General features: G+C 64.8%; 19 protein-coding genes. 11 read left to right on the top strand and 8 right to left on the bottom strand.

The annotated features are described in order from the left end of the window. The first annotated feature begins 121 nt into the window (after window positions 1–121). Window positions 122–1315: an elongation factor Tu gene (tuf, locus tag E3O41_RS11685; protein WP_067024829.1), complete on the top strand. Its 1194-nt coding sequence runs from the start codon at window positions 122–124 to the stop codon at window positions 1313–1315. A gap of 124 nt (window positions 1316–1439) precedes the next feature. On the opposite strand, the gene E3O41_RS11680 is transcribed toward tuf, so the two are convergent. The 4 genes from E3O41_RS11680 to E3O41_RS11665 form a co-directional block, all read right to left on the bottom strand. Further along, entirely contained in the window at window positions 1440–2846 is a 1407-nt protein-coding gene (locus tag E3O41_RS11680; protein WP_067024826.1) for a sugar nucleotide-binding protein, read from the bottom strand. Next, window positions 2843–3841, bottom strand: coding sequence for a dTDP-glucose 4,6-dehydratase (gene rfbB, locus E3O41_RS11675; protein WP_067024823.1), 999 nt, complete (start codon window positions 3839–3841; stop codon window positions 2843–2845). Before rfbB ends, E3O41_RS11680 begins: the two co-directional genes overlap by 4 nt. After that, window positions 3841–4707: a glucose-1-phosphate thymidylyltransferase RfbA gene (rfbA, locus tag E3O41_RS11670; RefSeq protein WP_135012434.1), complete on the bottom strand. Its 867-nt coding sequence runs from the start codon at window positions 4705–4707 to the stop codon at window positions 3841–3843. Before rfbA ends, rfbB begins: the two co-directional genes overlap by 1 nt. Before the next feature lie 94 nt (window positions 4708–4801). Next, on the bottom strand, window positions 4802–5854 hold the full coding sequence (locus E3O41_RS11665; RefSeq protein WP_067024817.1) for an acyltransferase family protein: 1053 nt from the start codon (window positions 5852–5854) through the stop codon (window positions 4802–4804). A 137-nt stretch (window positions 5855–5991) separates the two neighbouring features. On the opposite strand from E3O41_RS11665, the gene E3O41_RS11660 reads away from it, so the two are divergent. From E3O41_RS11660 to E3O41_RS11650, 3 genes are read left to right on the top strand one after another with little or no spacing between them, the layout of a single operon-like run. Continuing rightward, window positions 5992–7356 (top strand): lipopolysaccharide biosynthesis protein, encoded by a 1365-nt coding sequence (locus tag E3O41_RS11660; RefSeq protein WP_067024814.1) that lies wholly within the window; start codon window positions 5992–5994, stop codon window positions 7354–7356. 41 nt (window positions 7357–7397) lie between these two features. Beyond that, complete coding sequence (locus tag E3O41_RS11655) at window positions 7398–8609, top strand: O-antigen ligase family protein (protein ID WP_135012433.1); 1212 nt, start codon at window positions 7398–7400, stop codon at window positions 8607–8609. Beyond that, window positions 8606–9688: a glycosyltransferase family protein gene (locus E3O41_RS11650; RefSeq protein ID WP_135012432.1), complete on the top strand. Its 1083-nt coding sequence runs from the start codon at window positions 8606–8608 to the stop codon at window positions 9686–9688. The genes E3O41_RS11655 and E3O41_RS11650 overlap by 4 nt, the downstream gene beginning before the upstream one ends. 18 nt (window positions 9689–9706) lie before the next feature. Here E3O41_RS11650 and E3O41_RS11645 read toward each other — a convergent pair whose 3' ends face one another. Genes E3O41_RS11645 through E3O41_RS11635 form a run of 3 tightly spaced genes read right to left on the bottom strand, consistent with a single transcriptional unit; the run spans window position 9707 to window position 12146 of the window. Beyond that, entirely contained in the window at window positions 9707–10486 is a 780-nt protein-coding gene (locus E3O41_RS11645; protein WP_067024806.1) for an SDR family oxidoreductase, read from the bottom strand. Next, window positions 10483–11181 carry an acylneuraminate cytidylyltransferase family protein gene (locus tag E3O41_RS11640; RefSeq protein WP_067024803.1) on the bottom strand — a complete coding sequence of 233 codons (699 nt, stop codon included), beginning with the start codon at window positions 11179–11181 and terminating at the stop codon, window positions 10483–10485. Before E3O41_RS11640 ends, E3O41_RS11645 begins: the two co-directional genes overlap by 4 nt. After that, a complete protein-coding gene (locus tag E3O41_RS11635; RefSeq protein ID WP_067024799.1) occupies window positions 11178–12146 on the bottom strand; it encodes a Gfo/Idh/MocA family protein in 969 nt (322 codons plus the stop codon). The genes E3O41_RS11640 and E3O41_RS11635 overlap by 4 nt, the downstream gene beginning before the upstream one ends. Window positions 12147–12195: 49 nt before the next feature. On the opposite strand from E3O41_RS11635, the gene E3O41_RS11630 reads away from it, so the two are divergent. Genes E3O41_RS11630 through E3O41_RS11605 form a run of 6 tightly spaced genes read left to right on the top strand, consistent with a single transcriptional unit; the run spans window position 12196 to window position 18219 of the window. Then, on the top strand, window positions 12196–12822 hold the full coding sequence (locus E3O41_RS11630) for a PglD-related sugar-binding protein (protein ID WP_240482303.1): 627 nt from the start codon (window positions 12196–12198) through the stop codon (window positions 12820–12822). A 17-nt stretch (window positions 12823–12839) separates the two neighbouring features. Beyond that, window positions 12840–13871, top strand: coding sequence for an N-acetylneuraminate synthase family protein (locus E3O41_RS11625; RefSeq protein WP_067024793.1), 1032 nt, complete (start codon window positions 12840–12842; stop codon window positions 13869–13871). Further along, window positions 13871–14998, top strand: a complete 1128-nt coding sequence (gene neuC / locus E3O41_RS11620; RefSeq protein WP_083990855.1) for a UDP-N-acetylglucosamine 2-epimerase — start codon at window positions 13871–13873, stop codon at window positions 14996–14998. The genes E3O41_RS11625 and neuC overlap by 1 nt, the downstream gene beginning before the upstream one ends. 4 nt (window positions 14999–15002) lie before the next feature. After that, window positions 15003–16064 (top strand): sugar phosphate nucleotidyltransferase, encoded by a 1062-nt coding sequence (locus E3O41_RS11615; RefSeq protein ID WP_067024787.1) that lies wholly within the window; start codon window positions 15003–15005, stop codon window positions 16062–16064. 5 nt (window positions 16065–16069) lie between these two features. Next, complete coding sequence (locus tag E3O41_RS11610) at window positions 16070–17086, top strand: GDP-mannose 4,6-dehydratase (protein WP_067025326.1); 1017 nt, start codon at window positions 16070–16072, stop codon at window positions 17084–17086. Further along, window positions 17083–18219: a DegT/DnrJ/EryC1/StrS family aminotransferase gene (locus tag E3O41_RS11605; RefSeq protein ID WP_067024784.1), complete on the top strand. Its 1137-nt coding sequence runs from the start codon at window positions 17083–17085 to the stop codon at window positions 18217–18219. Before E3O41_RS11610 ends, E3O41_RS11605 begins: the two co-directional genes overlap by 4 nt. A gap of 28 nt (window positions 18220–18247) precedes the next feature. Here the strand turns inward: E3O41_RS11605 and E3O41_RS11600 are convergent, their stop codons facing one another. Continuing rightward, window positions 18248–19006, bottom strand: a complete 759-nt coding sequence (locus E3O41_RS11600) for a DUF4422 domain-containing protein (protein WP_158231516.1) — start codon at window positions 19004–19006, stop codon at window positions 18248–18250. A 119-nt stretch (window positions 19007–19125) separates the two neighbouring features. On the opposite strand from E3O41_RS11600, the gene E3O41_RS11595 reads away from it, so the two are divergent. After that, complete coding sequence (locus E3O41_RS11595; protein WP_067024778.1) at window positions 19126–20958, top strand: DUF4012 domain-containing protein; 1833 nt, start codon at window positions 19126–19128, stop codon at window positions 20956–20958. The last annotated feature ends 13 nt before the right edge of the window (window positions 20959–20971 follow it).

The following is a 20971-nucleotide window of genomic DNA, read 5'->3' as shown; positions in this document are numbered from 1 at the left end:
GCCCGGCCACCCCAAAACTTCATACAGAACTCTCTATTACACTGAGAACCATCCCCGTTGCAGGCCGGTCGCAAACCGGTGCCCGGCGCTGTGACAACGAATAAGTCCTGAGGAGGACCCAGTGGCTAAGGCCAAGTTCGAGCGGACCAAGCCGCACGTGAACATCGGAACGATCGGTCACGTCGACCACGGCAAGACGACGCTCACCGCCGCGATCTCGAAGGTGCTCGCGGACAAGTACCCGTCGGATGTCAACGTCGTCCGCGACTTCAGCTCGATCGACTCGGCCCCCGAGGAGCGTCAGCGCGGTATCACGATCAACATCTCGCACGTCGAGTACGAGACCCCGAAGCGTCACTACGCTCACGTGGACGCCCCGGGCCACGCTGACTACATCAAGAACATGATCACGGGTGCCGCCCAGATGGACGGCGCGATCCTGGTCGTGGCCGCCACCGACGGCCCGATGGCTCAGACCCGTGAGCACGTTCTGCTCGCCAAGCAGGTCGGCGTTCCCTACCTGCTCGTCGCGCTGAACAAGTCGGACATGGTCGACGACGAGGAGATCCTGGAGCTCGTCGAGCTCGAGGTTCGCGAGCTGCTCTCGTCGCAGGGCTTCCCCGGCGACGACGCTCCGGTCGTCCGCGTCTCGGGCCTGAAGGCTCTCGAGGGCGACGAGAAGTGGGTCCAGTCGGTCCTCGACCTCATGGACGCCGTCGACGAGTCGGTGCCGGACCCGGTGCGTGACCGCGACAAGCCCTTCCTCATGCCGATCGAGGACGTCTTCACGATCACCGGTCGTGGCACCGTCGTCACGGGTCGCGCCGAGCGTGGCACCCTCGCCATCAACTCCGAGGTCGAGATCGTCGGCATCCGCCCGACGCAGAAGACCACGGTCACGGGTATCGAGATGTTCCACAAGCAGCTCGACGAGGCCTGGGCCGGCGAGAACTGTGGTCTGCTCCTCCGTGGCCTCAAGCGCGAGGACGTGGAGCGCGGCCAGGTCGTCGTGAAGCCGGGTTCGGTGACGCCGCACACCAACTTCGAGGGCACCGCGTACATCCTCTCGAAGGACGAGGGTGGCCGTCACAACCCCTTCTACACGAACTACCGCCCGCAGTTCTACTTCCGCACCACGGACGTCACGGGCGTCATCACGCTGCCCGAGGGCACCGAGATGGTCATGCCGGGTGACACCACCGACATGACGGTCGAGCTGATCCAGCCGATCGCCATGGAGGAGGGCCTCGGCTTCGCGATCCGTGAGGGTGGCCGCACCGTCGGCGCCGGCACGGTGACGAAGATCATCAAGTAAGTACTGCTTACACCGCAAGCGGGGTCGCACCTTCGGGTGCGGCCCCGCTTCGCGTTTGCGGGCACCGTGGACACGCGAAAGGGCGCCCTCCGCGTTGGAGGGCGCCCTTCGTCGTTTCCAGCTCTCAGCCGGCGAGGTAGGCCTTGAGGGATTCCTCGTGGTCGGCGGGGGTGTAGCCGCTGGCCTCGATCTTCGACAGGTCGAGCACGCTGTAGGCGGGGCGGGGTGCGATGCCGGTCTTGCCGGCGTAGTAGTCGGCGGTGGTGACGGGGGTGACGCGGGCGGGGTCGTGGCCGGTGAGCTCGTAGACGCGTGCGGCGATCTGTGCCCAGGTGCGGGGTTGTCCGCTGCCGGTGACGTTGTAGGTGCCGTAGGGGGCGTTCGTGTCGAGCAGGTGGCGGATGGCGCCGGCGATGTCGGTGGTGAAGGTGAGGCGCCCGGTCTGGTCGTCGACGACGGTGGGGTCGATGCCGCGCCCGGCGAGGGAGGCCATGGTGCGCACGAAGTTGTTGCCCTCGCCGATGACCCAGGAGGTGCGGACGATGTAGTGGTGGGGCACGGTGGTCACGATCGCGTCGCCGGCGGCCTTGGTCTGCCCGTAGACGCCGAGGGGGTTGATCGGGTCGTCTTCGCGGTAGGGGCGGGTGGAGGTGCCGTCGAAGACGTAGTCGCTGGAGACGTGGACGAGGGTGATGTCGTTCTCGCGGGCGATGCGGGCCAGGGCGGCCACGCCGGTGACATTGGCGGCCCAGGCGGCGGTGCGGCCTTCGGGGGTTTCGGCGGCGTCGACGGCGGTGTGGGCGGCGGCGTTGATGATGACGCCGTAGTCGCGCCAGTGGCGTGCGGCGGGCAGGTCGGGGCTGGTGAGGTCGAGGTCGGCGCGGCCGGCGTATTCGGCGGTGTCGCCGAGCGCGGCGCGCAGGGCCAGGCCCAGCTGCCCGTTGGCGCCGAGGACGAGGGTCTTGCGCGCCGGGACGGGGGTGGCATCGGCCAGGCGCGGGTGGGCGCGGTCCTTGTCGGACAGCTCGGCCCGCTCGAGCGGGATCGGCCAGGCGATCGCGGCGGTCTCGTCGGCGAGGTTGAGGAAGGAGTACTCCGCGGTGGGCGACCAGTGGTCGTTGACGAGGTACGTGTAGGCGGTGCCGTCGTCGAGGGCCTGGAACGCGTTGCCGACGCCGCGGGGAACGAACACCGCGGTGGCGGGGTCGACCTCGGTGGTGAACACGGTCCCGAACCCGGGGCCTTCGCGCAGGTCGACCCAGGCGCCGAAGATGCGGCCGGTGGCGACGGAGACCCACTTGTCCCACGGCTCGGCGTGGATGCCGCGGGTGGTGCCGGCGGAGGCGTTGAACGAGATGTTGTTCTGCACGGGCCCGAAGTCGGGCAGCCCGAGCGCGGTCATCTTCTCGCGCTGCCAGTTCTCCTTGAACCAGCCGCGGGAATCACCGTGGACGGGCAGGTCGAACACGAGCAGCCCCTCGATCGGGGTGGTGCGGGCGCCCAGCTGCTTGCCGAACTCGGTCACCGTCACTGCCCCTTCGACGCGTAGAACGCCTCGACGCCGTCCTTGACCGGTGCCCACCAGTCCTCGTGCTCCCGGTACCAGGCGATCGTGTCAGTGAGGCCGGCGCGGAAGTCCTGGAAGCGGGGCTGCCAGCCCAGTTCCGTGCGCAGCTTGGTGGAGTCGATCGCGTAGCGCAGGTCGTGACCGGGCCGGTCGGTGACGCGATCGTACGCGTCGCGCGGCTGGCCCATGAGCTCGAGGATCAGCTCGACGACATCCTTGTTGTTCTGCTCCCCGTCGGCACCGATCAGGTACGTCTGCCCGATCTGCCCCTTCTCGAGGATCGTCAGCACGGCGGAGGAGTGGTCATCGGCGTGGATCCAGTCGCGCACGTTCTCGCCCGTCCCGTACAGCTTGGGGCGGATCCCGCGGATCACGTTCGTGATCTGCCGGGGGATGAACTTCTCCACATGCTGGTAGGGGCCGTAGTTGTTGGAGCAGTTGGAGATCGTCGCCTGCACCCCGAACGACCGCACCCACGCCCGCACCAGCAGATCCGACCCGGCCTTCGTGGACGAATACGGCGACGACGGGTTGTACGGCGTGCTCTCGGTGAACCGGGCCGGGTCATCCAGCTCCAGATCGCCGTACACCTCGTCGGTGGAGATGTGGTGGAACCGGGTGCCGTGCCGGCGCGCGGCCTCCAGCAGCGTGTACGTGCCGATGATGTTCGTGTCCAGGAACGGGCGCGGATCGTTCAGCGAGTTGTCGTTGTGGGACTCCGCCGCGTAGTGCACGACCGCGTCCGCGTCGGCGAACAGGGAATCGACCAGCTCCGCGTCGGCGATGTCGCCCACAACCAGCTTCACCCGGTCCTGCGGCAGCGCAGCCAGCGAGGCCTCGTTGCCCGCGTAGGTGAGCTTGTCCAACACCGTCACCGTGTGATCGGTGTGCTCGACCACGTGGTGGACGAAGTTCGACCCGATGAACCCGGCACCACCGGTGACCAGCAGCTTGCCCATCAGCCGCGTTCCAGAAGCGCCAGCAGGTACGAGCCGTATCCGGATTTCACCAGCGATTCCGCCCGCACTCGCAACTCGTCGTCGGAGAGGAAGCCCTGTCGCCACGCGACCTCCTCGGGCGCTCCGATCTTCAAACCGGTGCGCCGCTCGATCGTGCGCACGTAGTCGGCCGCGTCGGTCATGTCATCGAACGTGCCCGTGTCCAGCCACGCGGTGCCGCGAGGAAGGACCTCCACCTGCAGCTTCCCCTGCTCGAGGTACGCACGGTTGACGTCGGTGATCTCCAGCTCGCCTCGGGCCGATGGCCTGAGACCCCGCGCGATCTCCACCACGTGGTTGTCGTAGAAGTACAGCCCGGGCACGGCGTAGTTGCTCTTCGGAGAGGCGGGCTTCTCTTCCAGAGACACAGCCATCCCGTCCGCGTCGAACTCGACCACGCCGTACGCCTGAGGCTGGGCCACCCAGTACGCGAAGATCGCGCCCCCGTCGATGCTCGCGTACCGTCCCAGCTGCGTGCCGAGCCCGGGGCCGTAGAGCAGGTTGTCGCCGAGCACGAGAGCGACCTTGTCGTCCCCGATGAAGTCCGCACCGATCGTGAACGCCTGCGCCAGCCCATCCGGCGACGACTGCTGCGCAAAGGTGATGTTCACCCCGAACTGCGACCCATCGCCCAGCAGCCGCTCGAACGCCGCCGCATCGTGGGGCGTTGTGATCACCAGGATGTCTCGGATGTCGGCCAGCATCAGCGTCGACAGGGGGTAGTACACCATGGGCTTGTCGTAGACGGGCACCAGCTGCTTGGAGACGCCGCGCGTCACCGGATGCAGGCGGGTGCCGGAACCGCCCGCAAGGATGATGCCCTTCATGCGGCCGATTCTTCCACGCGGGATTCGCGGCTCCACGGGTAGTAACGGGGTGCTCTGCCGGGCCCCGTAATTGCTACCTGGGGGAGGAGATAAGTCAGCGAGGAAACTTAGCGCGAATGGCCTTGTGATGACGTTCGAATGCCAGCCAGCAGCCGATGGCGACAACGTTCGATGCGACCACGCCAATCGCCACGTGCGCCCAACCCGGGGTGCCGGGTGAAGCGCTCACCACCCAGACGAGCACCGAGAAGTGAATGAGATAGAGCGAGTACGAATAGTCGGCAAGCCATCGAATCGGGCCTGCGATGCGCTGGAGAATCTGCCACGACGATGAACGGAACGATGCGACCACGGCGACTGCCGTGAGCGCGACCACGGGGAGGGTGTAGGTGCCGTCCGGGAGAACGAGCAGGTAGGCGACCACAAGCAGGATCGACGCGCCTGCGATCCAGCGCCACGTCGAAGCAGAGAAGTCGGGCGACCACCAGGCGAGGGCAGCGCCGATCACCCAGGCGACGATGAGCATGTTGCCTCCGAGGCTCGTCCCCAACACACTCACAAGGGCGAAGCCGCCGAAGATGGAGGCCGCCGCGATGCGCTGCGTCCGACGGATCATGAGTGCAGCGATGCACCCGAAGGCAATGTAGATCCACCATTCGATCGCCACTGTCCACCAGGGGGCCGCGCTCCCGAGGGCTCGACGAGAAAGGTCGGCGTCGAACAATCGATCCGTCACCTGGATCAGCCAGTTGTCCTGGAGCATCAACGCATTAGAGACGATCGCGAGTGGTCCGTCATCCATGTCCGTGACGAATCTGCTCGTCGGAGGAGAGCCTAGGACGATGTGATCGATGATGACGATGCAGGGGATGAGTGGAAGCAGCGGAACAAATATTCGAGCTGCCCGATCGTAAACATAGCCTGAGAGTGCGAACGTCCCGCGGGCAATGCGTGAGCGGACCGAGCGAGCGATCAAGAAACCAGACAGCGCAAGGAAGATCACGACGGCGTATGACTGAATGTGGAATTTTTCGGCGCCGATTAGCTCGGGAAATGCGAGAACTGCAGCGTGACCGAGCACCACTGCCTGCGCCGCCAATGCGCGGACCAGGTCGAGGTAGAGAAGGTGAGGAGCCGCATCGCGCACTGCGTCACACTAGCCGACGGTCGGCATCGGCGGCGAAGTGAAGCGACCCCTTGTACGCTCGTAAGGTGACGAACCCCTTAAAGTCTCGACTCGGTCGAGGCTTGCTGGGCCATGGTGCTCTATACACAGTCGCCACGGTGGCACCGATTCTGATCCTGTTGCTCGTGACGCCGCTCGTCACGCGAGTACTTGGTGCCCACGAGTACGGCGGGGTGGCCGTTTCGATCAGCGTGTACCAGCTTGCGTCAGTAGCGCTCGCTCTCGGGTTGCCCATGATGGTAACGCGCGATGCGCTTCTCGCCGACGGAGGATTCAACCGTGCAACGGGCTACGTCGCCATCGGGTCGATCCTGGTGGTGGTTGCGGCGGCCGCGGTAGCTGGCACGGCGGGCTCATGGGGGCCGGCGATGTTCCCTGGAGTAAACCAGCTGGTGGTCGCCATGGGCGTGGTCGCAGGAGGTGGCCTCGCGATCGTAACTCTCGGCCAGGCCGTTCTACGCGCCGCGGGGCGAGTTGCCGCATTCGTGAGCATCGCGATGCTGGCGGCGATGCTCCCACCTGTGGTCGGACTGACGCTGGTTCTCGTTGGCACACCATCGGCGGCGCGATACTCGATCGGGTTAGCAGTCGGGTATCTCATCGCAGCGGCCGTCGCCGTCGCGGTTTCGGTCAGGCATGCGGCCCCCGCCCTTTCTTGGCGGAGCACATGGCGGGCCATACGTGTCGGCCTGCCCGCTGTGCCGCATAGCCTCGCTGTGCCAGCACTTTTGACCGTGATGATGGCCGCCGTGATCCGTCTGGGCGGCGTTGCCGAGGCTGGGCAGATGCAGGTTGCGGTGATGCTCGGATCAGCGGTGGTCACCGTGCTGAACGCCGTCAACAACGCATGGGCGCCCATGGTGATGCAGGCGCCGGCTGACGAGCGCGCCGACATGCTCGCCAGGTCGAGCGTGATGGTGGCCGCCGTCGCGTTGGTGCTCGTCAGCGGCTACGTCGTGTTGGCGCCCTTCGTTGTGCCCCTCGTGGGCGGCCCCGCTGTCGCGGACGATCTGCCGGTTCGTGCGTCAGCGATCGTCGCGATGGCCGGGGCGTTCCATGTTGCCTATCTGGCGAACATCCATCTCACCTTCATCAGCGGTCGTACCTGGCCGCTGGCCTTGTCGACGCCCCTCGCCGCCGCCCTCGCTGTGTCGACGGGCGTCCTGTGCGGGATTGCGTTCCCCTCGGAGTACTCGCTGATCGGCTATACCTTGGTGTGGCCGGTGTTTTACCTCTTCCAAGCAGTCGCAAGCTTTGGGCTTGCGCGGGTAGGTGGGCTTGAGCCCGCGCGACTCGGCCGGGCGAGCGCTGTGCTCGGCGTGACTTGTGTGGTGGCTCTGCAGGCCGTGGTGCTTATCCCCCAGCCATTTTGGAGTTTCGTGGTCGTGGGTGTCGCAGCTCTCGTAGGTGCGGTGCTGTGGCTCATATTGCGCCGCGCGGGTAACCGCGTCGCGTCGGCCTAGTGGTACAAGGGCCACGACACCGCCGTCGCTAGGATGAGCTGGTGAAGAACTGGCGTGCGGGGGTCGCAGTTGCGGCGGTACTGGCCACTGCGGGCGTCGGAGCCGGTCTCCTCCGCTCAGTAGCGCCGCCTACCGGCTATGTGCCGTTACGAGTGATTACTCTCTTGCTCACGCTCGTGCTGGTCGGCGCGATGTTCCGCAACCTCGTTCGCTTCGTTTTTCGCAACTACTTGGTTGTTGGATTCGTCGCATGGAGCCTGGTCGGCCTCGTGTGGTCCGAGGATCGGATCTCCACGCTCACCACCGTGGCCGGGCTGGGGGCGATCGCGCTTCTAGGAGCCGCAATGGCCCTGCTCGGTCGGTCCCTCGATATCGGCATGGTGCTCATGTGGACGTTCACAGCCACATCCTTGGGCTCCCTCTTGCTCGTCATCGCTGCCCCTCAGGTGGGCGCCGTCTGGGTGTCGCACCCCACGGAGGGGCTCACGTTTCAACCGATCGGCCTCTTCGCTTGGAACAGCGACTTGGGGTTTAGCGCCGCCGTCGCTGCCATTTTGGCGTTGGCTGCTGCGTTTACCAAGAGGTCTTGGTGGCTGCTGCTTGTTGTCGCCTTCAACGGGTTCATGGTCTGGTACTCGAACTCGGCCGCGTCGATGATCACCTTGCTGATAGCGTCACTCGCTCTCCTGCTCATGCAAGGCTGGCGGTGGGCAGTGGGTCTCGGAGCGGTGGCCATCATCGGAGCGGCGGCAGGAATGCTCGCTTTGACCCCCGTCGGATTCCTAGACCGACTGCTCGGCCTCCTGGGGCGCTCCTCGAACCTCACCGGGCGCGTAAACCTCTGGGCCGAGACTCTCGCACAGGCGATGAGCCATCCGGTTCTGGGGGCAGGCGCCGGTGTGGAGCCCGATCTCGCGAAGCTGACGACTGCCATTCACTCGCATAACGGATTCATCCAGGTGTTCTTCGACCGTGGCGCCGTGGGAATCCTGCTTTTTGCGGCGTTGATCGTCATGGCAGTTGTACGCGCCGCTCGAAACAGAGACACGACAGCCGCCACGCTGATCGTCGCCGTCGTGATAGCCAACCTTGCGAACAACTACCTCACGTATGCGTCTCTCGGACTTCTCCTACTTCTCTGGGTGAGTTATCGAGGAGTAGAGCATAGGGACGCGGCCGCGGAAGGCGCTGTGGTGCGGAATAGCGGTGATGTGATGATTAAGCCCACGGGAAGCGGTAGCACGGAATGGTGAAGCGCACGATCTGGCTCAGCGCCGAGATCCGTGAGGAGATCGAGGAGATCCTCTTGATTCTCGAGCGGACGCCATTGGACGCTGACGAGATCCTGGTCGATGCGCCGAAATCGGTCCTGGCGACGATGAACCTTCCCGCGGCGGTCGCCGGCGCACGTGTGGTCGCGGTGCCCTACTCTTACGCGACCGGAATCAGCGTCCCGGACAAGCTGCGCAGCTTGGTGAGCTTCTCATGGCGACTGGTGCGGCGCCGGCCGATCATGGTGTTCTCCGGGTTCTCGATGATGAAGCATCGTCTGGCGGCGTGGCTCACTCGTGTTCCGCATGCGGCGTACATACGCGGGGTCGTTTTCGATCCCGAAGTGGTCGTGGGGATCTCTGACAAGCTTCGGTTCGGCGCACTTCGGCGCCTTGTTCCGAGGCGGATCGTTGCAACTTATTGGGCAGACGCGGTGCTGACGATCGGGGAGCTCAACCGCCAGTTCCTAAGGGGCCGCGGACTTTCGGATCAGGCGATCCATGTCGTCGGGCCCGTATGGCTCGATGGATCCTCATCTGCCGAGCGGGCGGGCGACGCCGGCGACCGTGGCAACAGGGGCACCGCCTACTTCGTCACCGGCGCGTGGGAAGCGCATGGGCGATCGGAAGAGCACGAGGCGCAGTTGCGCATCACCCGTCGGCTGGCTGGGGAATGGCGCGGTACGAAGCGATTCGCCCTGCGTGTCCATCCGCGAGACAACTACCCGTACGAGACGGATCCTGCCTTCGCGCGTGTGGAACTTAACCGCGATTTGCCGGGCGACTTTCTCACGAGCTTGACAGCCGATGACGTGCTCATCACGCCTTTGTCGACACTGGCCTTCGAGGCTCTCCACCTTGGGCGCACGGTCGTTTTCTATGCTGATCCGGTCGCAACGAAGGCATACTTTCACATGTACGAGCGGCTGGGTATCGATGCGCGGTCGATCGATGAGATTCTCGACGGCGACCTGTCGTCGACGCGACCGGCGGTCGAAGTGTTTAGTCGGGTAGATTTCGATACCGCGAGTGCGGCGCTCGCTGGGCTGGTTCGACGCTGAAAGCTGCGACGGCGCCAGTCACCAGGTGCTCAGGCCGCCATCCACAACGATGTTCTGCCCGCTGATGTACGCCGAGCGGTCGGACGCGAGGAAAGCCACTGCATCGGCGATCTCGAACGGCTCGGCCATGCGGCCCAGCGGCACTCGCGCCGAGTAGCGCTCCACGAAGGTTTCATTCTGTCCGCTGAACACCCCGCCTGGAGTCACGGCGTTGACGCGAACGTTGCGATGCCCCCAGTACGCTGCGAGATACTTCGTGAGCCCCCAGAGGCCAGCCTTGGAGGCGCTGTACACCGCGGGAGTGTTGATGGCGCGGCCGAGATACTCTGAGCCCTCGTAGATCCGCTGGTCCGGAGCCACAATGCCGTAGATCGACAGGATGTTGACGATGTTGCCCGCGCCGCGTTCTGCCATGCCCTTGCCGAATACCTGGGAGCAAACCATCGCGCTCGTCAGGTTGATCCGCATTACCTCGTCCCAATCACCGATCGGGAATTCCTCGAAGGGCTCGAAAAAATTCTCGCTCTTGCCTGCAGCAGCATTGATGAGCGTGGAGACAGCGCCGAGTTCTGCTTCGATTTCGTCGCGAACCGCTTCCATATCGGTGCGTGACGCGACGTCGGCCGCGAGGCCGCGGAACGACTCGCTCGGCCCAAGATCCGCCGCGAGCTTCTCCAGGGCCTCCTGATTTCGGTCGACGACAACGAGGACGTGTCCCTCGGCAATCAGGCGGGCGGCCATGCGTGAGCCCAGGATGCCGGCCCCACCGGTGAGAAGCGTGACTGCCTGCTGGGTCATCGAAGTCCATCTTTCTGTCGCTCGTGGAGAAGCCGCTCCACGAGTAGCCAATCCATCTCATGATCGATGTCGATCGACCTTTCGCGCGGCATTTCGTGCAGCCGGACGTTTCCTGTCCACAGCCCACGCGGAAGCGTATGGCGCCACCAGCAGTAGATCGAGGCGTTCATGGCGTACACGCGCGGCGCGGCCTGGCGGCCGACGATCGGATTCGCCGGTGACACCACCAGGCCGAAGCGTCCCTCGCCCTTGTCCTCGACCATGTTGAAGTAGGGGTTCTTATCGGACACATATCCGGTGATGACGACGTCAGTGTCTCGATCGAGGAGCTCGAGAGCTCGATCGATGTCGGTTACGGAACGCAGCGGTGATGTCGGGTCGAGGTCCACTATGCGGTCGACGACGATTCCGGTCGCCTCGACGGTCTCGACGAGATTCTCGATCACGGGGATCTTCGGCGCGGTGTCGGTCGCGAGGTGCGCCGGGCGGAGGCTCAGCACAGTTGCCCCCTCACGCTCCGCGATGGCGGCGATCGATGGAGAGTCGGTTGATACGAACACGCCGTCGATACCCGTGGCGCTCAACGCCTGCTCGATGGTGTACGCAATGAGGGGGCGCCCAAGCATGAGTCGCGAGTTCTTGCCGGGCACGCCCTTCGAACCGCCGCGGGCGCAGATTGTTGCGATAGTGCTCACAGTGCTGCCTTCTTCGCGCGGAGCGCGAGCGCGAGAGTGCTCAAGCCTTCGGAGAGAGGCTGAGAAGTTTGCAGCCCGGAGTCTATCGCGCGGAGGAACTCTGACATCGCTCGCATGTAGGTCGTTGACACGTCGAATGCGTCATCATCGAGCCGAATTTGCTCAATCCCGGTTGCGCGGGTGATGACGAGTTGCTTCGAAGGCATATCCCAAACGATTGTGCCCTCCTCGCCGGTGAAGCAGTATCGGCGGACGGGGCGTCGGCTCACGTAGTCAAGCGCGACGACTGCGAGGGCGCCGCCTCGTTGCGACAGCAGTATGCCTGCGGTGTCCTCCGAGTCGATCTCCAGGGACGACCTCTGCGCGAGGTCAGCCTGAACGCGGTCGAACTCACCGAGCATCCAGCGGGCGACATCCAACTCATGGATGAGATCCAGCACCACCCCGCCGCCTGCTTCGGACGAGGCGCTATAACTGGCCCGGTAATCGCGCTCGGGGCGCCAATCCGGCAGCCACTGACCCGCCTCCAAATGCGCACGAACGATCCGACCCACGGCACCGCTGGTGATCAGTTCGCGAGTCTTGATCAGGGAGGGGAGATAGCGCAGGTTGCACCCCACCAACGACGGAGCGTCGTACCCCACCTCGCGCATGAGTTGCGAGATCTCAGCCGCATCGATTTCTGAGGTCAGCACGGGTTTCTCGACGTAGAGTGGCACTGATGCCGGGATCAGGTGCCTAAGTGCGTCGGCATGCTCGGCCGATGCGGTCGCGATGACGGCGGCGTCGATTCCACGTGCCGTCGCTTCTTCAGGCGAGGCGACGACCTTCGCGTTGGGAGGAAGTGCGACGGCGCGCCCATGACGAGATTGCTGAACCACGAACTCGGTGCTCGGCGCCAACGCGGCGAGATTCTTCATGTGTCGCTGAGCGATCGAACCATGCCCAGCGATGAAGATGCGCACGACGGCCCCTTTCAAGTGAGCGAATGTTCCGGTTCGGTACTATCTTCCAGTGTCCGACCATCCTGGCGCGAATCCGCGCGGCTACGTGCTTCTCGGCGCAGGTGGGCATGCCCGCAGCGTGTCGGACGTGATTGCATCCCGGGGTGGGGTCGTAGCAGCGTTCGTATCGAGATCGGCTGCCGAAGGTGCAGACCCGCCGATTATTGATGAAGCGGAGTTCGCCGGGTCGAGCCGGTTTGGCGCCTACCCGATCGTGGTTGCAATCGGGGACAACGTGACGCGTCTGCGCTTGCATCGCGCGTTCGCGCCCAGTCGTCTCGCGGAGGCGATTGTTGCGTTGACCGCGACTGTCGCCGGTGAGCTCCGCGTCGGTACCGTCGTCCATCACCACGCGCACGTTGGGCCGTCTGCCTCGGTTGGGGAAGCGGTGATCGTCAATACGGGAGCGATCATTGAGCACGAGGCGGTGGTGGGCGATGGTGCCCACATCGCACCGGGCGCGGTGCTTCTCGGCGCCGCGCGTGTCGGCGAGGGGGCGTTCATTGGATCGGGTGCGCGTGTACTCCCGGGCGTCGTGGTCGGCGCCGGCGCAGTGGTCGGCGCGGGGGCAGTCGTGGTGAAGGACATCCCGGCGGGAGCGACGGCAGTCGGCGTTCCTGCCCGAATTGTGGGCTAGGAGCCGAAAGGGAGCGAATGAGCAGTCTCAGAGAAGCCGTGAACGGTGGCGACCGTGTGGTGGTGATCGCCGAGGCGGGAGTCAACCACAACGGCGATCCCGCCATCGCCCACGAACTCATCGAAGTCGCGAGGGCTTCTGGTGCTGACTTCGTCAAGTTCCAGACGTTCGACCCGTCGAAGCTCGTCGCGCCGAATACCGAGGCCACCCCGTACCAGCGCGAACGCGGAGCCAAGAGCCAGAGCGACCTTCTCGCGGCGCTCGCGCTGCCGGAGAAGGTCTGGATCGAGCTTCGCGACCACGCAGAGGACGTGGGCATCGGATTCCTCAGTACGCCGTTTGACCTCGACAGTGCGCGCTTGCTGGCCAGCCTCGGGGTTCACGCGATGAAGGTGTCGTCCGGGGAGCTCACCAACCTCCCGTACCTCCGAGAGCTCGCGGCGATGGGTATCGACCTGCTTGTCTCAACGGGCATGGGGACCGAAGCAGAGGTCCTCGCGGCCGCTGATGCGTGTTCGGCGGCCCCGTTTCTCGCGATGTTCCACTGCGTGTCGGCTTATCCGGCCCCCGTGGAACAGTGCAATCTGCAGGCCATCCCCGTGCTTGCTGCGAAGACCGGCGTACCGGTCGGCTGGTCGGATCACACTCCGGGTGCGGAGTCGGCCCTCGTTGCCGCGGCTCTCGGAGCGCGACTTTTCGAGAAGCACTTCACAATGGACCGCGCAATGGAGGGTCCGGACCACGCCGCGAGCCTCGAGCCTGAGGAGCTGCGTTCCTATGTTGCGCAGCTCAAGGCGGTGCCTGCGATGCTCGGCGATGGAGTGAAGCGTCGGATGCCAGCTGAGGAGGAGAACGCGCCACTCGTGCGTCGGTCCTGGCATGCTGCACGGCCCTTGCGCGCTGGTGAGATCGTGTCCGTCGGCGACCTCGTGGCGCTCCGCCCGGAGGACGGCATCTCGCCGAGCATCGACATCGTGGGGCGCACGCTCCAGGGCGACGTGGCACCGGGTAGCGCAGTGCGCGCAGCAGACCTTGTTGGCGAGGTGTAATGACGACGGCGATATTCGTCGGCACGCGGGCAGATCTTGGGCCACTGGAGCCGGTCATCCGCGCGTGCGCTTCAGACGATGTCGTTGTGCTCTGCGGCGTGGCATTCACGGAAGCTGAACTATCGACCAACCTCAACGCTCTCGGCATTGATGTGAGGGTCGTTGCGCTTGCCGACACGGTCGAGCAGGTGGATGCAACCGTCATGGTTGAGCAGTCCGCCGTGCTCCTCCAGGGAATGCAACGGCAGATCGAGCGGCTGTCGCTCGATCGCGTGGTCGTGCTCGGCGATCGCTGGGAGCTGCTAGCGGTCGCCACGGCCGCATATCTGGCCGGTCTGCGGATCATCCATGTACACGGTGGTGAGGTCACGGAAGGGGCGCTCGATGAGCGCGTCCGCCACGCAATCACGAAACTTGCTGACATTCACTGTGTAGCGTCCGAGGACGCGGCCCAGCGGGTAAAGCAGCTCGGCGAGCCGGATGACCGTGTGTTCCTCACGGGTGCGCCAGGACTCGATCGCATTGTCAACGCGATCCCGATGAACGATCGAGCGCTCGAGAACCTGCTCGGACACGAGGTCGCGCGGCCCCTTGCGCTCTTCACGTTTCACCCGCCGACAGCGGACGAGTTTGTCGATCTTGCCGAAGCTGTGCGCGTGAGCCTTTCTGCAGCCGTCGCTTCGTGTCCGAGCGTTATCGTGACCGATCCGGGCATGGATGCGGGACGAGACGTGATTCTCGGTGTGATCGACGAGATGGCTGCACGCGACGGTCGAATCACGCGCATCAGTTCGCTGGGAGCGCGCTACCCGTCGGTGCTCGCCGCGGTCGACGTGGTGGTTGGCAACTCCTCGTCGGGCGTTATTGAGGCGGCGAGCGCGGGTGTGCCGGCTGTCGACATCGGGCGGCGTCAAGCAGGCCGCTTGCGAGCGGATACTGTTGTCCATGCAAGTGGGGATGGGCCATCGGTAGCCGCCGCGCTGGCAGAGGCACTCTCAGATGTCGTTCGGGCGCGGGCTCGCGCCCGCGCCAACCCTTACGGGAATGGTGACGCTGCGGCCAAAATCCGTGACGTCATCCTGCGCGCCAGAGAGCTGCCCATGAGCAAGAAATTCATAGATCGGTGATCAGATGCTGAATGAGAACCTGCAGGCGGTGCTTTCCGCGAGCACCGCGACGCTGATCGACGCTCTCGGTGCCATTGATCGCGGGGCGGGCGGGCTTTCGTGTCTTGTCGACGACGACGGCCGTTTGGTCGCGGTTCTCACGGACGGCGACGTGCGTCGCGCCTTGCTCGGCGGTGCGGCACTCGAGGACCCTGCCGAGAGATTCGCTGTGCGCAACCCGCACACCGTTCCCAGCGGAACATCGCGTGCGAGCGTGCTCGATCTCATGAAGTCGCTGCGTATCAGCGCAGTGCCCGAGATCGACGAGTCGGGAAGGCTGCGTGCGATCCACACACTCTCCGACATCGTCGGCGGGAGAGTCCTGCCGAATTACGCGGTGATCATGGCGGGCGGAAAAGGCACCCGCCTGGGCGAGCTGACGAAGCATCGGCCGAAGCCGCTCATGATGGTCGCGGGGCGGGCAATCATCGAGTGGGTCATTCTCGGTTTGGTGGGCGATGGTGTTCGCAACATCTTCGTCAGCGTCAACCATATGGCAGACCAGATCATCGAGCACCTGGGCGATGGAACCGCTCTCGGATGTCGCATCGAGTACCTACATGAGACGCCCGAACTCCCCCTTGGAACCGCCGGCTCGTTGACGTTGCTTCCGCCCCACCTTACGGAGCCTGGCGCGGACCCGATCATCGTCTTGAACAGCGACATCATGGTGGAGTTCAGTGCCCGCGCGCTGCTTGAAGAGCATGCGCAGAGCAAGGCGAAGATGACGATCGGCACCAAGCTTTACCAGCACACTGTGCCGTTCGGTGTGATCGAGATGGATGAGGCACGACTCATCACGTCGATCGTTGAGAAACCGGAAGTGGCTGTCGAAGTCAACGCTGCGGTGTACTGCATCGATCCCGAGCTCGTTCGCGAGCTGCCCGTCGGCGAGCCGAGCACAATGCCGGAGCTCGCACAGATTTGCCTGGACAGCGACCGTCGTGTCCAGGCCTGGCCTCTTACTTCTGAATGGATCGATGTCGGCACTCCGGCCGATCTCGCACGCGCCAAAGGAGAGCATTGAACGTGATGGACCTCGACACTGAACTCAGGGGCCGGAAGGTCTTCGTCACAGGATCCGATGGTTTCATCGGTTCACACGTCGTGGACGCGCTCATTGCGCGTGGTGCAGACGTCACGGCGCTGTGCGTATACAACTCGTTCGGTTCCCGTGGTTGGCTGGATGAGTCGAAGACGTTTGCAGCAGCTGAGCGGGACGGTCAGGTGCGCACCGTGCTTGGGGACGTCAGGGATGCGGAGCACATGCGCACGGCGATCGCCGGGCACGACATCGTGCTGCATCTGGCAGCCCTGATTGCCATCCCGTACTCGTATGTCGCGCCTCGCTCCTACGTGGAGACGAACGTGATCGGGACGCTGAATGTGCTGGAGGCTGCTCGAGCGGCGGGTGTGTCTCGCATGGTTCACACGTCCACGTCGGAGGTGTACGGGACACCCGATAGTGTGCCCATTCGGGAGGACCACGCTCTCAAGGGGCAGTCGCCATATTCAGCCTCGAAGATCGCGGCGGACAAGATGGCGGAGTCGTACGCCCGCTCGTTCGACCTGCCGGTCGTCACTCTGCGTCCGTTCAATACCTTTGGCCCGCGCCAGTCCGCGCGCGCTGTCATCCCCACGGTGCTCTCGCAGATGCTTGCCGGTGTGCAGAACATCCGCCTTGGCGCGCTGTCCCCGCAACGCGACTTTACGTTCGCAACGGATACAGCCGAAGGGTTCCTTCGCGCTGCCGTAGCGCAGGTCGGGAACGGCGAGGTCATTCAGCTCGGCACCGGCCGCACCGTGTCGATTGGCGAGCTGGTTGACCTCTGCAAGGCGGTCACCGGATCTAACGCCACCATCGAGACCGACGAGGCGCGCATCCGTCCCGCGAACTCCGAAGTCGAGATCCTGCTCTCCGACCCTCAGCGAGCGAAGGAAAAGCTCGGGTGGGAACCCGCCGTGGGTCTTGAGGAAGGGCTGAAGCAGACCGCTGATTGGCTCGAGGGCCGCGTCGACGCCGAGACTGCGCTGAGGTACCACACGTGAGCTACATCCCGCTTTCTGTTCCCAACCTCTCAGAGCTCGAGGCTCAGCACGTCAATCGTGCGCTGGAGTCGGGCTTCGTGTCCTCGGTCGGACCAGACGTAAGCTCCTTCGAGGAGACGTTTGCACGGTATGTCGGCGCGAAGTATGCGGTCGCTTGCGCGAGCGGTACCGCTGCGCTTCATGTCGCACTCCAGGTAGTGGGCGTCACGCGCGAGCGCGACGTCATCTGTGCCGACTTCACGTTCGCGGGCTCCGGCAATCCCATCGCCTATCTCGGCGCTCAACCGGTATTCGTGGACTCGGAGTGGCGGACCTGGAACATGGACCCCCAGCTGGTTGTCGAGGAGATCGAGCGGCGCGCCGCCGCCGGTGAGCCCCAGCCGGCCGCAGTGGAGATCGTGCATGTTCTCGGCCAGCCGGCCGACGCCGCACCGATCCTCGAAGTGTGCGCAAGATACGGCATCCCGGTGGTTGAAGACGCTGCCGAGAGTCTCGGGGCGCGGTGGTCGAGTGGCGTACTCGCCGGACGCCATACGGGAACGGTCGGAACGATTGGTTGCTTCTCGTTCAACGGCAACAAGATCGCAACGACCGGTGGCGGCGGAATGGTGGTCACCGATGACGCCGAGCTCGCAGCGGCTGTTCGGCACCTCACCACTCAAGCCAAGGTTCCAGGAGTTGGCTACCTACACGATGTCGTCGGCTACAACTATCGTCTGACGAACCTCGCGGCCGCACTCGGCAATGCGCAGCTGGCGCGCATCGATGACTTCGTCGCGGCCAAGCGACGATTCGCTGCACGTTACGACCAGGCATTCTCCGACCTGCCGTTGGTCGTGCCGCCGCGAGTCGAGGGGTTCGACTCGACATACTGGCTGTACTCGGTGCTGACCGCCGACGAGATGGAACGGGACCGCTTGCTCGAAGCGCTCGACTCGGCCGGTATCGGGGCGCGGGCGCTGTGGAGGCCGCTCCACATGCAGCCGGCGTATGGCGAGCCGGCCCATATCGGGGGCCATGTCGGACGCGCGCTGTTCGAGCGAGGCGTGTCGCTGCCGAGTTCCACAGGCATGACCGATGAGGAACAGGACCGCGTCATCGCCGCCGTCCGTGACTTCTTCGGGGCGGCCTAGTACTCCTGAGCCACAGGAGGCGCTCCGCTCAATGTGCGCGCCCCCGTCCGAAACGTCGATTGATGAGGCCCCAAGCCTTCTTGACCAGGTTTTCGCCTTCTAGTGCCACGATGCGGCGTCGCTGCACCTTCAGCCGGTCCGCGTTCTTCTCGAGCCACACGTTGAAGAGACGCTCGCCCAGGTATCCGAAGACGCGCTTCTGCTGCGGGCCGTAGGACGAGACATCGATGTCCCGGCTCGCGCGCTCGAGGATGGTAAAGACCCACTTCGCGTAGTCATCGAGCAGCTCGCGACGCATGAGGAACATGTTGTACAGCGACAGCGTGCGTCGGGCCATCACCCGATCGAACGCGAGCAGGTAATCCGGGCTGAGCTCTGCGATCGCGGTCCTGGCGGCGTCGAGATCAGACCCGTGGTGCGCTCGCGTGTACTGCGAACGGACGGTCTCGATGACGTAGTTCCGGCGTCGCGGGACGATCACATCGGCCGCGTTCAGCCAATCCCGCATCTCCTCGCCGGTGGCGACGCCTCGCCACCCGGAACCCGCGAAGTATCGGCGGTAGTGAGCGAGTCCGTACGCATCGTGGTTCGTATTGCGCCAGAACCAGTAGAGGCCCGTCAGCTCGCAGTACGAGGCGTTGCGGGCGGAGATGTTGTCTCCAGTGTCATCGGCAGTGAAACCGGTCTTGACAGTCGCATTTGCGTGGCCGACGTGGATCGGCTCGTAGACGCCGTCATCCGGCATGTCGTACGGCTTGTGCGCAGCAACGAAGACGCGAAGGGACAACGGCAACTCTCCTCGATATGGCGGTCGATCGACCCGACTGATCAGCATATGGGGCGCAGCGACGCTACGCTCGCCGCGCCGCCCTCTGTTCTCAGTCAGCGCCGACTACGATCAGGACGATGTCCTCCTCCCGCCCCCGCTTCCGCTACCGCGCCCGGCGTGCCGGTGACCACGCGCGCTTTGCGCGGCGCCGAATCTGGCCATGGGTGACAGCTGGTGTATTCGCGCTGGTGCTCGTGGTCGGCATCGTGGGCGCGGTGTTCGCCCGCGAAGCACTGTCCGTCCGCGACGATTTGATGGCAGCGAAGTCCAAAGTCGGGCAGATCACGTCGTTGGTTTCGGCCGGTGACACCGAGGGCGTTCAGCGCGTCGCGCAGGAGACCCTCGAGCTCACCGCGCGCGCGGACAAGACGGTCGCAGGACCGCTCTGGGACTTCGCTGCAGGCGTGCCGTTCGTGGGTCAGAACATCGCCGCGGTCAAGAGCGCTACACAGGCGACGCACATCCTCGTGCGTGACGCGGTGCCCGTGGGCGTGCGGCTGCTGGAAACGATCGATCCGAGCAAGCTGAAGCTCGAGGGGGGCGGGATCAACCTCGATCCTTTCGAGCAAGCCCAGAGCGACCTCCCCGCTATCACCGCCGCCTTCGGCGCTGCCAAGGCCAAGATCGAACCGATCGAGCTCGACGCGCTCCACCCGGTTGTGTCCGACGCGCTACGTGAGCTCATCGAGGTCGTCGATCAGGCAGCTCCCGCGCTGGAGATGCTTGAGAAGTACCTGCCGACGCTGTTGCAGATGCTCGGCAAGGACGAGCCCCGCGAATACATGGTGATCTTCCAGAACAACGCGGAGATCCGTGCCACCGGCGGCAATCCGGCCACCTTCAATGTGATGCAAGTCGAAGCGGGAGACGTCGAGAAGCGAGACGACTGGGTCAGCGCGCAGGCGTTCAACATGGGCATCTCCGGCGTGCAATACGCCGACATGCCCCAGGAGACGTTGGATCTGTATGAGTGGGACTTCGCCCGCTTCTCGCAGAATTACAGCCGCACGCCGGACTTCCCGACCACGGCTCATCTCTTCAACTCCCTTTGGCAGAACGCGTCGGGTGAGCCTCTGGATGGCGTCATCTCGATCGACCCACCGGCCCTCGCGCGCATGCTGACGGTAACGGGCCCGGTCACCCTCGCGGACGGTTCCGAGATTAATGCGGACAACGCCGTGTCGATGCTGCTCTTCGAGACGTATGAGCGGTTCGGTCTCGACGGCGCTTCTGCGGATGCGTACTTCGCAGACGTCGCTGACCGCGTGTTCGAGAAGGTGACCTCTGGGGACTGGGATCCCATGGCGATGCTCAAGGCGCTGCAATGGGGCGTGGAGGAGCAGCGCATCTACGCGTGGTTCCCCCGCGAGGAGGAGCAGGCCGTGTCGCTCGAGCTCGGGATCGACGGCGCCCTGTCGAGCGACAACGAGGCCGAGACTCAGGTCGGTGTCTACGTGAACGACGCGGCGTACAGCAAGCTCGAGTACTTCTACTCGCAGGATGTCGCGGTTACCTGCGACACCGCGGCCCGCACGATGACGACGACGTTGACGATGCGGAACACCATCACCGACCCGAACCTCAACGGCTACACGCTCGGCTGGCGGAACAACAGCCTCGGCCTGCCGCGGACGACGATGATCCTCGACGTCATGTACTTCGCTCCTCCGGGGTCGACGATCACCGGCTTCGAGCCCGCGGCGGGCGACTTCGACGGCTGGGATCGCGCCGGCGCGGAGAAGGGCCACCCCGTGCAGAGCGTGTCGGTGGCGCTGCCGATGGGCGAGACGCGCACGGTGAGCTTCACCAGCACCCTGCCCGAGGGCGAGCTGGGCCCGCTGGCGGTGCGTCACGCGCCCACAGTCGGCGAGACGCCCGTCACGATCGACGCCTCCTGCGGCGGGCTCTGACGTGTCTCGGCGA

It is taken from the genome of Microbacterium sediminis (assembly GCF_004564075.1).
In the GTDB taxonomy this organism is placed as follows: Bacteria; Actinomycetota; Actinomycetes; order Actinomycetales; family Microbacteriaceae; genus Microbacterium; species Microbacterium sediminis.
Note: the sequence above shows the minus strand (reverse complement) of the source record. Positions and strands in the feature narration are given on the sequence as shown.